The organism is Photobacterium sp. MCCC 1A19761, from assembly GCF_037389125.1.
Taxonomy (GTDB): Bacteria; Pseudomonadota; Gammaproteobacteria; order Enterobacterales; family Vibrionaceae; genus Photobacterium.
In genome coordinates this window covers 403487-417198 of the sequence record NZ_JAZGTF010000001.1, presented here as the reverse complement: position 1 = coordinate 417198, position 13712 = coordinate 403487, and the positions used below count along the sequence as shown (strand labels likewise).

The window sequence follows — 13712 nt, the reverse complement described above, 5'->3', positions numbered from 1 at the left end:
CCGTGAACCGGTGGCCCAGCAGGCCGGTGTGGTCGAGAGGAAACCGGGGATGTTTACAAGGTGCCGGTTTGCTCAAGGGCTTCGAGCTGGCTGAGATAAGGCGTGATATCGCCGATGTTCTCGCGCACCCACTGGGCATCAAAATAGGTATCGAGGTAGCGCTCACCGCTGTCGCACAGCAGGGTGACAATCGAGCCGGTTTCACCGCGGGCTTTCATTTCACTGGCCAGCTGCAACACGCCGAACAGGTTGGTGCCGGTCGATGCCCCGGCTTTACGGCCGAGCAGTTTTTCCAGCCAGTGGACGGTGGCGATACTGGCAGCATCCGGGATGGTGCGCATGTCATCGACTACATCGGGAATAAAGCTCGGCTCGACCCGTGGACGGCCAATGCCTTCAATCCGGCTGCAGGCCGGGCTGGTCAGGTTGAGATCCCGCGACTTGTAGTAGTCATGGAACACCGAGTTTTCCGGATCGACCACGCACAGGCTGGTGGCATGCATCTGATGGCGGATATAGCGGCCGATGGTAGCGGAAGTGCCGCCGGTGCCCGGGCTCATCACAATCCAGGTCGGGATCGGATGGGCTTCCAGCTTCATCTGCTCGAAAATGCTGTTGGCAATATTGTTGTTGCCGCGCCAGTCGGTGGCGCGCTCGGCATAGGTGAACTGATCCATGTAGTGGCCGCCCAGCTCCTTCGCCAGTCGACGGGACTCATCATAGATTGCGCTCGGGCTGTCGACAAAATGGGCCCGGCCACCGTAGAACTCAATCTGTTCAATTTTTTTGCGCGCCGTTTTGCGCGGTACCACGGCAATAAACGGCAGGCCCAGCATCCGGGCAAAGTAGGCTTCAGAAACCGCCGTGCTGCCGGAAGATGACTCAATGATCGGGGTATCTTTACCAATCCAGCCGTTACACAGGGCATACAGAAACAGCGAGCGGGCCAGACGGTGCTTGAGGCTGCCGGTTGGGTGGGTGCTTTCATCTTTGAGGTAGATGTCAATGCCGTCCAGGCTCGGTAGATCCAGTTTGATCAAATGGGTATCGGCAGATCGCTGATAATCCGCTTCGATGGTACGGATGGCATGGTTGATCCATTGTTGATCATGGCACATGGGGGGACCTTCTGGTTTTGGCTGCGTGAAACGTGCGCCGGATATTTATTATCGATAGGGAACATATTAATCGAATGCAGAGAAAAAGCTTTGCTTAATTTGTTCTGGAATCACTAAAATAGAGAATATTTTTCTATTAATATTGAGGTCTATAGAAATGTATCATCTGGATCAGACCGACCGGGCACTCTTGCGCCGATTGCAGCAGGATGCGACGGTTTCACTGGCGGAGCTGGCCGAAGCCGTGAACCTGACGACCACCCCGTGCTGGAAGCGGCTCAAGCGGCTGGAAGAGAGCGGGATCCTGCGCCAGCGGGTGGCATTGCTGGATCCGGTGAAATTAGGACTGACCTTTACCGCGTTTGTCCAAATCAAAACCAGCGACCATTCCAAAGAGTGGTATCACGCTTTTGCCGACACCGTGGTTGATTTTCCGGAAGTGATGGAGTTTTACCGGATGGCCGGTGAATACGATTACATGATGAAGGTGCAGGTGGCGGACATGACGGCGTTTGACTTGTTTTACAAAAAACTGGTCAACAGCATTGAAGGGCTGACCAATGTGACCTCAACGTTTGCCATGGAATCCCTGAAATATACAACTGCTTTACCCCTCTAAAGTACTGTATAAAAAAGCATATTCATTAGGATTTATAAAATGGTGCCGAGGATTTCTTCGTATTCCCGGCTTTGGTTCGCTACATCTTTGATTATCTGTCTACTTTTCAGATAATAACCCCATCTGTTCCAATCGGGGAGCCGCGGGGATTGCCCCGTTTCGAATCGGTTCCGTGACCTTGTCGGCTCGCGCGCCGGTTATCTTCTTGTCAGGATACGGTTTCACACCTTCCGTTTTATCCGCAGAGCATTTGTTGCTCTGACTCACTTTGATTCATCATAAATTAAATGATGGCATGCCTGTTTCTGTGGAGGGATTATGCAGATTTTCTGGCAGCTGAGATGGTATTTTCGCCGGCAGTGGCGCCGTTACGGCGGGGCGATTGCTATCTTGGTTCTGGTTTCGTTATTTGAATTGTTGCCGCCGCGGGCAATCGGCTGGATCGTTGATGGCGTGGTCGCCGGGACGATGCAATTGCCGCAGATGCTGGCTTGGCTGGCCGGTCTGGCCGGCTTGTGGTTTGGCGTTTATCTGCTGCGCATTATCTGGCGGGTCTGGCTGTTTGGTGCTGCTGCTGAGCTGGGAACCGTGCTGCGCAATCGCCTGTATCGTCACTTTTCATCTCATCCGCCGATTTTCTTTGAGCGTTATAAAACCGGCGATCTGATGGCGCGCTCGACCAATGATGTCAACGCGGTGGTGATGACGGCCGGGGAAGGCGTGCTCACCGCAGCAGACTCGTTGATCACCGGGATCGCCGTCCTGCTGGTGATGACTACCACGCTGAGCTGGGAGCTGACGCTGCTGGCCCTGTTGCCGATGCCGCTGATGGCGTTGGCGGTATTCCGGTTTGGCCGCCAGCTCCATACCTGTTTTTCCAAATCTCAGGCCGCTTTTTCGGATCTGACCGAAAAGACTCAGGAATCCCTCAATGGCGTGCGGATGATCCGGGCGTTCGGGTTAGAGCAGCGCCAGCAGGCGGATTTCGCTGCGGTGGTGGATCAGGTCGGAGAGAAAAACCTGGCGGTGGAAAGAGTCGATGCCAAGTTTGATCCGGTGATCCAACTCACCATCGGAATGTCGTTTTTCCTCAGTGTCGCCGGGGGCGGTTATATGGTGTCGCAGGGACGGCTGAGCCTGGGGGATCTGACCGCGTTTGTGTTGTATCAGGGCCTGATGGTCTGGCCGATGCTGGCGATGGCCTGGCTGTTTAACATTCTTGAGCGCGGCTCGGCGGCCTGGGAGCGCCTGCAGCATATTTTTGATGAATCTCCGGAAATCGTCAGTGGTGAGGTGGCGCTGAAAGCCGCGCACCAGCCGCTGACCGTTGAGATCCAACAGTTCTGCTGGCGCGGCCAGAGCCATCCGGCGTTGAGTGAGGTTCATTTTACCCTCCGGCCCGGCATGCTGCTCGGCCTTGCCGGGCCGATCGGCAGCGGTAAATCGACCCTGATGTCGCTGCTGCTCCGTCAGCAGGAGCTGGCACAAGGCCGTATTTGCTACGGCGGCGTCAGTATTATTGAGGCGGATCTGAACCAGTGGCGCAGTCGATTTGCTGTGGTCAGCCAAAGCCCGTTCCTGTTCTCCCGCTCGGTGGCGGATAACATCGCCCTGGGCAAACCGGATGCGTCGATGGCTGAGATCCGCGAAGCGGCGCGTGCGGCTTGTATCGATGAAGATATCAGCCAGTTCCCGGCCGGGTATGACACCCTGGTCGGTGAAAAAGGGATCACACTTTCCGGTGGACAGAAGCAGCGTATCGCCATTGCTCGGGCTTTGTTGTTGGGGGCGGAAATTCTGGTGCTGGATGACGCGCTGTCTGCCGTCGACGGCAAAACCGAACACCGGATCCTGACCAACCTGCGCCGGAAGAAACAACAGACGGTGATTGTGATTGCCCACCGTCTGACCGCGATGGAGCAGGCCGATACCATTCTGGTGCTGCAAAATGGCCGGATTGCGGAGCAGGGGAACCACGCCGAATTGCTGGCCGCCGGCAGTTGGTATGCCGAAATGTATCAATATCAGAAACTCGAACGCGTGATTGAGGGGGCGCAATGACCGATCATACCGTCAATAAAGCCGTGTTGCGGCGGCTGCTCCGTTATGCGCTGCATGACAAGAAAAAACTCGGCTACGCCATTTTGCTGTTGCTGGTTGCTTCTCTGGCCGATGTCTCCGGCCCTTGGTTGATCCAGCATTTTATCGATCACTACATTGCCAAGGATCAGTACCCGCTGGCGATGGTGGCGGGACTGGCGCTGGCCTACGTGACCCTGATGGTAACGGCGGCCTGGTTTCGCTATAAACAGTCGTTGCAGTTTAACCAGATCGCCATCAGCGTGGTGCAGCGGGTCCGTAAACAGCTGTTCGAGCGGATGATTAACCAGCCGCTGTCGGCGTTTGACTATATGCCGTCCGGCAAGCTGGTGTCGCGGATCACCAATGACACCGAGTCGATCAAAGACTTTTATGTGTTTGTGATTGGCTCGGTGTTGAAAAACGTGGTGTTGATCGCTGTGATGCTGGTGGTGATGTGCTTGCTGAGTCCGCGATTAGCCGCCGTGGTCGCCGTTTTGCTGCCGGTCGTTCTGGCGATTATGGTGATTTACCAGCGCAAAAGCGCCGATGCCTACCGGACCATGCGCGATTTGCTGGCCGATATCAACGCGTCGATGAGCGAGTCGATTCAGGGCATGAGCCTGATCCAGCTGATGCGTCAGGAGCAGGCGTTCAGCCAGCAGTTTTCCGCGTTGACCCGCCGCCATCTGGCCTCGCAAATCGGGGTCATGAAGCTGAACGGATTGTTGTTGCGACCGCTGATCGATTTCCTCTCCGGGGTGGCCCTGCTGTCACTGGTGGCTTTGTTTGGTGTCAGCGGCACAGAGCTGATTGGGGTCGGGGTGCTGTATGCCTTCATCAGTTATTTGGGCCGGGTGACCGAGCCGCTGATCGAGCTGACCCAGCAGCTGTCCTTGTTGCAACAGGCGATGGTCGCCAGTGAGCGAATCTTCGGCTTTATCGATGCCAAGCAGCAAGCTTACGGCGATGATACCCGGCCGCTGGTATCCGGCCGGCTGGCCTGTCGTGATGTCTCTTTTAGTTATGACGGTCAGCAGTCGGTACTGGATGGGATCGATGTCGAGCTGCCGCATCGCGGCTTCCTGGCATTGGTCGGCCACACCGGCAGCGGTAAGAGTACCCTGGCCTCGTTGATGATGGGATTTTACCCGCTCACCCAAGGAGAGCTGACGCTGGACGGTCGGCCGCTGTCTTCACTGGCCCAACCGGTGCTGCGTGAAGGAATTGCCATGGTGCAGCAGGATCCGCATGTCCTCAGTGACACGGTGCGGGAAAACGTCAGCCTGGGACGGCCGGTGAGCGATGACGCCATCTGGCAGGCGCTGGATAAAGTCGGGCTGTCGGCGCAAATCCGTCTTTATGATGCGGGGCTGGATACCCGGCTGGGCAGCGGCGAAGCCAATTTATCTGCCGGGCAGAAGCAATTGCTGGCGCTGGCCCGGGTACTGGTGGCCCGGCCGAAGATCCTGATCCTCGATGAAGCGACGGCCAATATCGATTCCGGCACCGAGCATCAGATCCAGCAGGCGCTGCAGATTCTGCGTCAGGATATGAGCATCGTGGTGATTGCCCACCGGTTGTCGACTATCATCGAGGCCGATGAAATTCTGGTGTTGAGCCGGGGGCTGATCATCGAGCGCGGGAATCACCCGCAACTGCTGACGCAGAAAGGCCATTATTGGCAGATGTACCAGCTGCAACAGGCCGGTGAACACTTGCATCAGCTCGAAGAAGCCGCAGGTGTACCGGAGGTGTCATAAGTTTGACAGTGTGATGACATTTTCGTGACAGCTGACACGTATAACTCCCGCCACAGAACTGAACACTGTACAGCAGCCAAGATTTCAGCGCTGCTGTACAGTGTCGATTACTTTCTCTGACGCATCAGGCCTTCCTGCACAGCCGAGGCAACCAGCTCACCTTGCTGGTTATAGATCTCGCCGCGGACCAGGCCACGCGAGCCACTTGCTGACGGACTGTCGATGGCATACAGCAGCCACTCGTCCATCCGGAACGGGCGGTGGAACCACATGGAGTGATCAATGGTCGCGACTTTCATGCCCGGGGTCATCATAGTGACGCCGTGGGGGTGCAGGGCAGTGACCAGGAATCCCCAGTCGGACGCGTAAGCGAGCACATACTGGTGGATCCGCGGATCATCGGGCATCGCGCCGTTGGCCTTGATCCACAGGTATTGCTTGGGCGCTTCAACCTTGGGGGCCAGCGGATTGACGGCAGTGACCGGGCGAACTTCAATCGGACGTTGTCGGCCGAAGGTTTCGACAGCCTGTTTCGGCAGTTTGTCCGCAATGGCGTGGACCAGCGCTTGTTCCGAGAGCAGTGATTCCGGCGGTGGTACGTCCGGCATGGTGGACTGGTGGTTCAGTCCGGGCTCTTCAGCCTGATAGGAAGCCGTCAGATAGAAAATCGGGCGGCCGTACTGAACGGCTTTGACGCGCCGGGTACTGAAGCTTCGACCGTCGCGCAGGTTTTCGACATCGTAGATGATCGGCTTTTGCGGATCACCCGGACGCAGGAAGTAACTGTGAAAAGAGTGGACCTGACGGTGTTCGTCGACGGTTTCTTTGGCAGCCGACAGGGATTGACCAATCACCTGACCGCCATACACCTGCGGCAGACCCAAATGTTCACTCTGGCCACGGAATAACCCTTGCTCAAGCTGCTCTAAGTGTAACAGAGTGAGAAGTTCATTCAGTTCTTTGCTCATCGGAGCTCCAAGTTCCATGTTATTATTTATTGATTTTTACGGATTGTTTGACGTGAATTCAAGTCACGACGTTATCTATCTGTAAAATATTCAGTTTGTCTCTAGGTTTAAAGGGGAGAGGAATGAAAAAGCTTTTTACACTGTTCTCAGCGTTAATGGTGGTATTGGTGATTTCTGCGTGTACGAACTTAATGCAGCAAAACGCAGATATCGGGACAGTGGAAGGCACGTTGGCATATCGTGAGAGAGTGGCCCTGCCGGCCAATGCACGGATCACCGTGACTTTAGCGGATGTGTCTAAAATGGATGCCTCTGCCGAAGTGATCAGCCAGCAAACGTTCCTGGCCGATGGACAACAAGTGCCGTTCGCCTTTCAGCTTGATTTCATGAAAGATGAAATTAAGCCCAATCATACATATGCAGTCAGCGCCCGCATTGAAGTGGGTGATAAGCTGTACTTTATTACCGATACCCGCAATGCGGTGCTGACCGACCCGGCGGCGACCACCAAGCTGGATATCCGACTGGTGAAAACGAACTAAATTGCCTGAGCGCCTGCACACGGGTTGTGCGGGCGCTGTTGCTGCGGTTGTTACAGTTCGTTGTTACAGTCCGTCCCAGCGATAGCGTCTCAGCGGCAGTTTCCCCGTCTCCGACACTTCAATTCCTTCTGCCAGCAACCGTTGCCGCTGGCGATGCAAATCATGCCCTTGTTGGGAAATCATCCCTTGCGCATTCACCACCCGGTGCCACGGCAGCGTTGAGCCTTCCGGTAGCGTTGCCAGTAAACGCCCGACCTGGCGGTGATAGCCGGGGTAGCCGGCAAACTTGGCGATGTCCCCATAAGTCGACACTTTTCCTAAGGGAATTTGGTGAACCTGGCTATAGATTTGGCCTGCAAAATCGTCCATATTTAAACCTGAACCAAACAAACATTCCGATAGTGGCATAAATTCTGCAATTTTCCTACGTGCGCTATCGGTCAACGCATGGAGGAGCATCGATGTTGTATGCCGCGTTGCTTGTTGTGGTCAGTATTGCACTGACTGTGTTGGGGGTCAGTGCGTTAGGGCATAGCCATGGAGAGCTGCCCGCGTTAGCACTGGCCATTCCCGCTTTATGGCTGCTCCCGCAAGGGGGGATCTACGCCTGGTTACTGTTGGTGGCGCTCGGCGCATACGGGATGGTATTACCGGAGCAGCCGCTGGCGCTGTCAATCAGCCTGTTTATGATGATGCCGGTGTTTGCGGTCAGCTTTTCGCCCAAAGGCGGCTGGCAGCTGGCGGCTTTGCTGATCTCGATTGTGCTGGCGATGGATGTCGGCCTGATGGCCTTGCAAGGGGAAGGCAAACTCGCCGGTTCTGCGTCTTATACCGTGATTCAAATTCTGGCGGTGGCTTTAATGTGGTATGTGGGCCGTTGCTGGCGTCCGGTGAATGGCAACACCTGGTGGCCGCTGTTTCTGGTGGTGCCATTGTGGGTCGGCGGGATGGAGCACGCGGCGCTGGTCGCCCTGTGCATCACCGGCCTGATTGCCGCCTTGCAGGAGATGATGAAGAGCAAGCTTCATGACTGGGTGCCGCGATTGGCCTGGATCCTGCCGGCCGTCGGCTTTGCCACCCTGGTGCTGGTGCCTTATTTCGACGTGCCGAATCCGATCCTGGTGGCCTGGCTGTTGGTGTTGGGCGGTGCCTTGCTGGGTGAGTTCTTGCTGCAAGAGAGCGAAGAAGAGATCTAATTACCTGATTTTTCAGGTGAGCTGTTGGAATCCATCACCAAATTGTCATTTTTGGGTAATAAAACAGCAGTCAGTCGAAAAAGGCTGGCTGCTCCCTTGCATTGTATTCCACGTTCACGGATAATCGCTCTCGTTCTCGCAGCAAAGCATCCTCGCTTCTGCTCTAGAGACAAAGAATCTATGGAGGCCCCCATTGGTCCTCCCGCAACACTAACTTGTGAACCCGGTCAGGCCTGGAAGGGAGCAGCCGCAGCGAGCGACGTGTGTGCCGGGATGTGGCTGGTGGGGGCTTCCACCCATCTGGCGTTTGCCAAATCAAATCAATCTCTTACCTCATTTTGATGACCCCGGTGATCCACTTTGTGTGTATTACAAGAGGCTGTCATGGCAACAAACCTCTGGTTATCGCCCCACGGGATCTGAACTTCCACTGATCTGGAATGATGAGTACCCTCCAGTATTAAAACAATATCCATACGGCTGGTTTATAGGATAATCCCGATAAAGCACTTACTTTTAAGCACTTTACCGGGCTGCCTGGTTTATAGCGACTTATCTTCAGCCAGCTCCATCACACTGCCCTGATGAAGAAGCTGATATACCTGATTTCGGATCTGATTGGCCTGCTCTGAAGTCAATGTCTGTTCCATATCCCGAATGACCAACCTGAGCAGTACGTTTTTCTGTTCAGGTTGAATGGCCAGACGTTTTCTGGCTCCAGCAGGCAAAGCTTCATATGGTGTTTCTTCCACCACATTGAGTGCTTCAATTGCACTCTGCTGTGAGTAATCACTCCTTATCAGGTCGCCAATCTGCTCTTCATCCATCTCTTTTGATACCACCAACGAAAGATCGCGGGTGATAGATGGCATCATGGATACTTCCTGATAGGGCTGCAACGAATACATCTGGGATAAAACGCGATGATCCTGACTTCTTAACAAACGGATGTCAGGGATGTTTTTACGCAACATTAGCAGTCGGTCCAGCCCGAGCCCCATCGCTAATCCGCTATGGTGGTTCAGCCCAGCAGCTTCCAAAATCAGGGGGTTAATCAGGCCGCATTCACCCACTTCGACCCACTCATCATGCCATAGAGCATCAATTTGAACACCTTCTGTTGTATATGGGTGAGGTGACGGAGTCATTCGCCACTCATGCTCAGGGATCAATGCCGCCATAAGCGCTGCAATCATTTGCTCCAAGTCCTGAAATGCCATCGCCTGTTGCGCCTGAGTGTCGACCAGCCGCCAGAGATCCAGTTGATGAGGTTCAGCGCAATGCAGCCGGTCAATACAGTCTCTGCGATATACCAGACCAGGCAATACCATCAGTTGGTCGGGCAGACTCTCCCCATTGAGACCAGCCAGTAGGTCTGGAATAGCACTGGAAGTTTGAGTCCGAAGAATAAAACGCTCCGATACATAGCGCGTGTATCTGGCGTCCCGGGCTGCGCCATCGGTCGGGTAATTTAAGCGGTCATAATTATTCTCGACAGGAACCACCGGGCTGGTGCGCACGGTGTTTACCCGGCATTGCCACTTGTTTTTCAGTGCATGAGTGGCGGTATTCACCATCAGCCCTATCGCATGATCAGGGGCTTGAATCGGATCGCTAAGGTCAGTCACAGAAAGTGAAGAGATAAGTTTAGATTGGGACAATAAATTAAGCATACCTTGCTCCTTTGAATAAAACGGGAGCGGAACAAACAAAAATCCCCCGGGATGAGGCCGGGGGATTTCCGCATAATTCATTGTCACATAACGACGCCGCCCGAGCCTTGAGGTTCCCGAGGGTATATAAATCGTTTCTGGTACGTCATTATTAAAATGTTCATGCGTTTAATATATCGGAATAATATTGACGTGCAAGTATTTGAACGCGCTAATCCTGAACTATTTAACAATAAGCAATCAAGCGCATACGAGGGGGCCGATAAGAACCTAACTCATCAAGCATATGTTAAGAATGATATGAAATATACTCTAGGGATTTTGTGTTCATTGTTATCTAAGTAAGCAACGGTCAAGTGCAAGCGGCGGAAAGAGGGATATTTTATAACTGCCACACAAAAAATATAAATATCTATCTTTCTTTGAGTGGTTGATGAAAATTAGTTCAGCATGCTTGTTGGCTATCTGATTGTCTTGATCTGATGGATGCCCAATGAATCAGAACGGTTCATTGTTCTGTGTCAACGTAAGTCACAGATCCACATATTGATCGATCCTGTCCGGGAAGTGGATGCTCAGCTGGGATAGCGTCAGGTTCCAGTTCTGCACTGGATTCGTCCATTTTTCAGAGGCCTTCAACATTCCCGCATAGAGCAGCTTCAGCAAGCGGGTTTCGTTGGCGAAGCCGCTCGGTTTAGTCAGCTTGCGGGACTGGCGGTGCACCATCTCAACTGCATTGGTGGTGTAGATGGCCCGCCGTATCAGCTCGGGATACTTGAAGTATACCGACAGATTGTCTCACTTGCTGCGCCCGGATTTAATGACTAACGGATACTGCTTGCCCCAATTATCTGTTTGATATTTCAGGGTTGAGGCTCAAGGCAGAGGTTAGGTTAGACACGCTTTTTGCGCTTTTTTCGTGAATCCCAAGCCAAAAATGACAACTCCCATCATGGCGACCCAATAAGTCCAGCTGTGGCTATGGTCAGCACCAACCGCCAGGGCTGCGGCGACCCCAGCCATCGATTGCTGCAAGAAACCACATAGGGCAATACTATATGCGCCGCTGTGAGAGGAGTTGCTTGCAGCCAATGACATACTATTAGGAAAAATCACGGCTTGGCCGAAGATGATCAACAGGTACAAAGCGAGGTAGCAACCAATCAGGATCTGGCTTTGAAGGGATTCACTGAGCAGCCAGATCATCAGCATGAATAGGGCGCCAGTAAGAATGATGGCTGCCCCGCGATTCATCAACTGTTGGCTGCCTATTTTAGTGACATTGCGTTTGACATACAGCGATCCCAGGAAGTAGGTCATGCCAATCGCGAGGCCAAAGAAACCAAATAGTTGACCGGAGAGTTGCAGGTCATGATCGAATATAAATGGACTCACTTCCTGTAACGTCACAATCGTGGCAAAACCAAGTCCTCCTTGGACGCAAGGGATAAGGAATCCTCGGTCCTTTACGATTTGAACGTAACTTGCAGTGGATTTTGGTGCCTTGGGGTCACTTTGGGTTGGTCCGTTCAGTTGTAGCTGAGTGATGGCGAATAAAGAACAGGCAGCGATGGATGACAATAATAAAAACCCAACACGCCAATCATGATATTGGGCGAGCAATGAGCCAATAAATTGGCCGATGCCCAATGCTGCGATGAATGCCATTGACAGTAAAGACAGCTTTTGCGTGAGATGATCGCCATGCCAGTGGTCGCGCACGATAATCCGGGCGATGATTGCCGCGCCGCCGGCCCCAATGCCTTGTATCACCCTTGCGATCAGTAAGCTTTCGACAGACTGGGTAAAATAAAGGACAAGACTGGCCGTAATGAACACCATCAAGGCCATTGAGAGTGAACGTTTTCGGCCATATTTCTCTGCCGCATGCCCCCAGTAGATCACCGGCAGCGCTGCGCCGATCACAAAGAGTGAAATTGATAACTCGGCGTAGTGGCGGCTGATGGCGAGTTCACTCGCGACTTGTGGTAAAGCCGGTAAATACAAGGTAGTGGCCATTTGTGCCATCAAGACTAACGCACAGCAGAGTAGCATGACGAATCGGTTACTTTGGTTAAGCATTTAATCCTCCGTCTTGTTACGTTGGCTGTGAACCGTGTGGTGCTCTTCACGGCCTAAGTTTTCACTGATTACAAGAGAAAGCTCATGATTGTCAGTGGCATCCCAAAAGCCATCACTGATATCGATGGACTCTTTTATACTTCCATGTTTATTCAAAGCTATTCCTTGCTGTTTTATTGTCCAGATAAATTAAAATCAAAAACTCAATTGACATGATTGTCATCTGAGTGATGGTGAGTTTTATATTTTTTTGATTTTACGCTGGTCTGACAAGCAATAATTTCTGACGTACGGTTAAGCTAAACTTAACTGTGAATCGCCACTCACTCCGGAGACACTCATCTGGCGTTTGCTATCTGTACCGCCAGTTAACATCGTCAATTCATCTCATTTGTTAATCGCATCTCTGTCGTTCAAGGGGCGGTGTGAGTGGCCTCGTTGCTTGCCTTAAACTTACTCGGCCGCAGCACCTACTTTTATGCTCGCTGCTTGAACATATTCAATAAACAAATCAACTGATTTGGAGGTTCTGGCCGGGTTCCACGTCATATGAATATCCCAGCAGGTATCCTCTGCAAACGGGATGAGTTTGATGGCGTCATAAATGCCGAGAATCGATTTTTTCGGTAGAATTGCCACGCCGGCATTGGAGAGAATTAAGGTGATGATGGTTTGAATGTCAGCGAAGATATTGGTGATGTTATGTGATCTGTTTTTCAGTAAGGCCATGGTTTTGATATTCATCATGGACTTACTGTGATTGCTCATCATCAACAGGTTGAAGTTTTCCAGGTAGAAATCAATCTGATCTTCAGTATAGAGATCTTTGGATACGGCCAGCACAAACTCATCGCTGGAAACCGGAATACTGTGGAGAATTTTAGATTTCGGTTGTCGCATGAATCCAATATCTAAAGAGCCGGAAAGTAATTGTTCCTCCTGCTCAAAAGAACAGATATCCGAGAGTGAAATTGAAATATTATTATACTTATTTTTAAATTCCCGAATATATCCCGGCAGGAAATCATTACTCGATTTTCCAAAACCAATCGATAAGCTGGCGAAATGATTCTGGGCGACACTTAAAATATGATCGTTTGTTTTCTGGATGTGCCGATTTAAGGCAATGATCTCATCGATGATCAGCTTCCCTGTATCTGAGAGTGTCGCCCCCTGATTATCCCGGATGAATAGCTCAATGTCGTAGGTTTCCTCAACATTCTTGATTTGCTTGGACAGTGCCGGTTGTGAAATGCAAAGGATTTCGGCGGCGACTCTGAAGTTCTGGACTCTGGCCAGGGTTTCAACGGAATGCAAATACTTGGGATTGATCTTCATAACTTTTGGTTATCACCCTTCAATAAAAGTCACTAGGCACTATAGCATAACAGTGGATAATTCCAATTTATCATATTGAGTTGGAGGTGTTTAAGATGCAGTTCTGTGTTTTAGCAAAAGAAGATGTATTTATTTTTGAAGATATTCATACCGAGTGTTCATCGGAAATTATATTGAGCTTATTAACACAGGGTTTTATTTACCTGCCGGTGTCCATTGAGGCCAATAATGCAGAAAATGCCCGTGTTTGTTTTCATAACCGATATCAATGGGCCGATCTGACGCAGGCATTTCAATCCAAACAAGTGTTGCGGTGCTAAGGGGATCTTAAAAC

At 52.1% G+C, this 13712-nt stretch carries 13 protein-coding genes, 1 other RNA gene and 1 pseudogene; 7 read left to right on the top strand and 8 right to left on the bottom strand.

From position 1 onward, the window contains the following. Positions 1 to 53 precede the first annotated feature (53 nt). On the bottom strand, positions 54 to 1118 hold the full coding sequence (locus VV869_RS01840; protein ID WP_337733312.1) for a PLP-dependent cysteine synthase family protein: 1065 nt from the start codon (positions 1116 to 1118) through the stop codon (positions 54 to 56). Between the two features lie 157 nt (positions 1119 to 1275). Between VV869_RS01840 and VV869_RS01835 the strand changes: the two genes are divergently transcribed. The 3 genes from VV869_RS01835 (at position 1276) to VV869_RS01825 (ending at position 5579) form a co-directional block, all read left to right on the top strand. Further along, positions 1276 to 1737 (top strand): Lrp/AsnC family transcriptional regulator, encoded by a 462-nt coding sequence (locus VV869_RS01835; RefSeq protein ID WP_261602829.1) that lies wholly within the window; start codon positions 1276 to 1278, stop codon positions 1735 to 1737. Between the two features lie 318 nt (positions 1738 to 2055). Further along, positions 2056 to 3798, top strand: coding sequence for an ABC transporter transmembrane domain-containing protein (locus tag VV869_RS01830; RefSeq protein ID WP_337733311.1), 1743 nt, complete (start codon positions 2056 to 2058; stop codon positions 3796 to 3798). Further along, complete coding sequence (locus tag VV869_RS01825; protein ID WP_337733310.1) at positions 3795 to 5579, top strand: SmdB family multidrug efflux ABC transporter permease/ATP-binding protein; 1785 nt, start codon at positions 3795 to 3797, stop codon at positions 5577 to 5579. The genes VV869_RS01830 and VV869_RS01825 overlap by 4 nt, the downstream gene beginning before the upstream one ends. A 107-nt stretch (positions 5580 to 5686) precedes the next feature. Here the strand turns inward: VV869_RS01825 and tesB are convergent, their stop codons facing one another. Then, the gene (gene tesB / locus VV869_RS01820) at positions 5687 to 6547 is read right to left on the bottom strand and encodes an acyl-CoA thioesterase II (protein ID WP_337733309.1); all 861 of its coding nucleotides are present in this window, start codon (positions 6545 to 6547) and stop codon (positions 5687 to 5689) included. 122 nt (positions 6548 to 6669) lie between these two features. On the opposite strand from tesB, the gene VV869_RS01815 reads away from it, so the two are divergent. Further along, positions 6670 to 7089, top strand: a complete 420-nt coding sequence (locus VV869_RS01815) for a YbaY family lipoprotein (protein WP_337733308.1) — start codon at positions 6670 to 6672, stop codon at positions 7087 to 7089. 63 nt (positions 7090 to 7152) lie between these two features. On the opposite strand, the gene VV869_RS01810 is transcribed toward VV869_RS01815, so the two are convergent. After that, positions 7153 to 7458, bottom strand: coding sequence for an MGMT family protein (locus VV869_RS01810; protein ID WP_337733307.1), 306 nt, complete (start codon positions 7456 to 7458; stop codon positions 7153 to 7155). 92 nt (positions 7459 to 7550) lie between these two features. Here VV869_RS01810 and VV869_RS01805 point away from each other — a divergent pair, with 92 nt between their 5' ends. Together VV869_RS01805 and ffs are read left to right on the top strand one after the other, a co-directional pair. Beyond that, positions 7551 to 8285 (top strand): hypothetical protein, encoded by a 735-nt coding sequence (locus tag VV869_RS01805; RefSeq protein WP_337733306.1) that lies wholly within the window; start codon positions 7551 to 7553, stop codon positions 8283 to 8285. A gap of 191 nt (positions 8286 to 8476) precedes the next feature. Continuing rightward, an RNA gene (ffs, locus tag VV869_RS01800) (signal recognition particle sRNA small type) lies at positions 8477 to 8573 on the top strand. 254 nt (positions 8574 to 8827) lie between these two features. Here ffs and srmL read toward each other — a convergent pair. From srmL to VV869_RS01775, 5 genes and pseudogenes are all read right to left on the bottom strand, one after another. Next, positions 8828 to 9958 carry a PheS-related mystery ligase SrmL gene (gene srmL, locus VV869_RS01795; protein ID WP_337733305.1) on the bottom strand — a complete coding sequence of 377 codons (1131 nt, stop codon included), beginning with the start codon at positions 9956 to 9958 and terminating at the stop codon, positions 8828 to 8830. A 531-nt stretch (positions 9959 to 10489) separates the two neighbouring features. Continuing rightward, positions 10490 to 10804, bottom strand: a pseudogene (locus VV869_RS01790) (transposase); the annotation flags it as partial. A 42-nt stretch (positions 10805 to 10846) separates the two neighbouring features. Next, positions 10847 to 12040 carry an MFS transporter gene (locus VV869_RS01785; RefSeq protein ID WP_337733304.1) on the bottom strand — a complete coding sequence of 398 codons (1194 nt, stop codon included), beginning with the start codon at positions 12038 to 12040 and terminating at the stop codon, positions 10847 to 10849. After that, on the bottom strand, positions 12041 to 12196 hold the full coding sequence (locus tag VV869_RS01780; RefSeq protein WP_337733303.1) for a hypothetical protein: 156 nt from the start codon (positions 12194 to 12196) through the stop codon (positions 12041 to 12043). A gap of 297 nt (positions 12197 to 12493) precedes the next feature. Further along, complete coding sequence (locus VV869_RS01775; protein WP_337733302.1) at positions 12494 to 13378, bottom strand: LysR family transcriptional regulator; 885 nt, start codon at positions 13376 to 13378, stop codon at positions 12494 to 12496. Positions 13379 to 13473: 95 nt separating this feature from the next. Here VV869_RS01775 and VV869_RS01770 point away from each other — a divergent pair, with 95 nt between their 5' ends. After that, positions 13474 to 13698, top strand: coding sequence for a hypothetical protein (locus VV869_RS01770; protein WP_337733301.1), 225 nt, complete (start codon positions 13474 to 13476; stop codon positions 13696 to 13698). The last annotated feature ends 14 nt before the right edge of the window (positions 13699 to 13712 follow it).

What these genes read in the sequence shown, in the direction of transcription:
- VV869_RS01840 (WP_337733312.1), bottom strand. Translation starts at nt 1,118, where the DNA reads ATGTGCCATGATCAACAATGGATCAACCATGCCATCCGTACCATCGAA.
- VV869_RS01835 (WP_261602829.1), top strand. Translation starts at nt 1,276, where the DNA reads ATGTATCATCTGGATCAGACCGACCGGGCACTCTTGCGCCGATTGCAG.
- VV869_RS01830 (WP_337733311.1), top strand. Translation starts at nt 2,056, where the DNA reads ATGCAGATTTTCTGGCAGCTGAGATGGTATTTTCGCCGGCAGTGGCGC.
- VV869_RS01825 (WP_337733310.1), top strand. Translation starts at nt 3,795, where the DNA reads ATGACCGATCATACCGTCAATAAAGCCGTGTTGCGGCGGCTGCTCCGT.
- tesB (WP_337733309.1), bottom strand. Translation starts at nt 6,547, where the DNA reads ATGAGCAAAGAACTGAATGAACTTCTCACTCTGTTACACTTAGAGCAG.
- VV869_RS01815 (WP_337733308.1), top strand. Translation starts at nt 6,670, where the DNA reads ATGAAAAAGCTTTTTACACTGTTCTCAGCGTTAATGGTGGTATTGGTG.
- VV869_RS01810 (WP_337733307.1), bottom strand. Translation starts at nt 7,458, where the DNA reads ATGGACGATTTTGCAGGCCAAATCTATAGCCAGGTTCACCAAATTCCC.
- VV869_RS01805 (WP_337733306.1), top strand. Translation starts at nt 7,551, where the DNA reads ATGTTGTATGCCGCGTTGCTTGTTGTGGTCAGTATTGCACTGACTGTG.
- srmL (WP_337733305.1), bottom strand. Translation starts at nt 9,958, where the DNA reads ATGCTTAATTTATTGTCCCAATCTAAACTTATCTCTTCACTTTCTGTG.
- VV869_RS01785 (WP_337733304.1), bottom strand. Translation starts at nt 12,040, where the DNA reads ATGCTTAACCAAAGTAACCGATTCGTCATGCTACTCTGCTGTGCGTTA.
- VV869_RS01775 (WP_337733302.1), bottom strand. Translation starts at nt 13,378, where the DNA reads ATGAAGATCAATCCCAAGTATTTGCATTCCGTTGAAACCCTGGCCAGA.
- VV869_RS01770 (WP_337733301.1), top strand. Translation starts at nt 13,474, where the DNA reads ATGCAGTTCTGTGTTTTAGCAAAAGAAGATGTATTTATTTTTGAAGAT.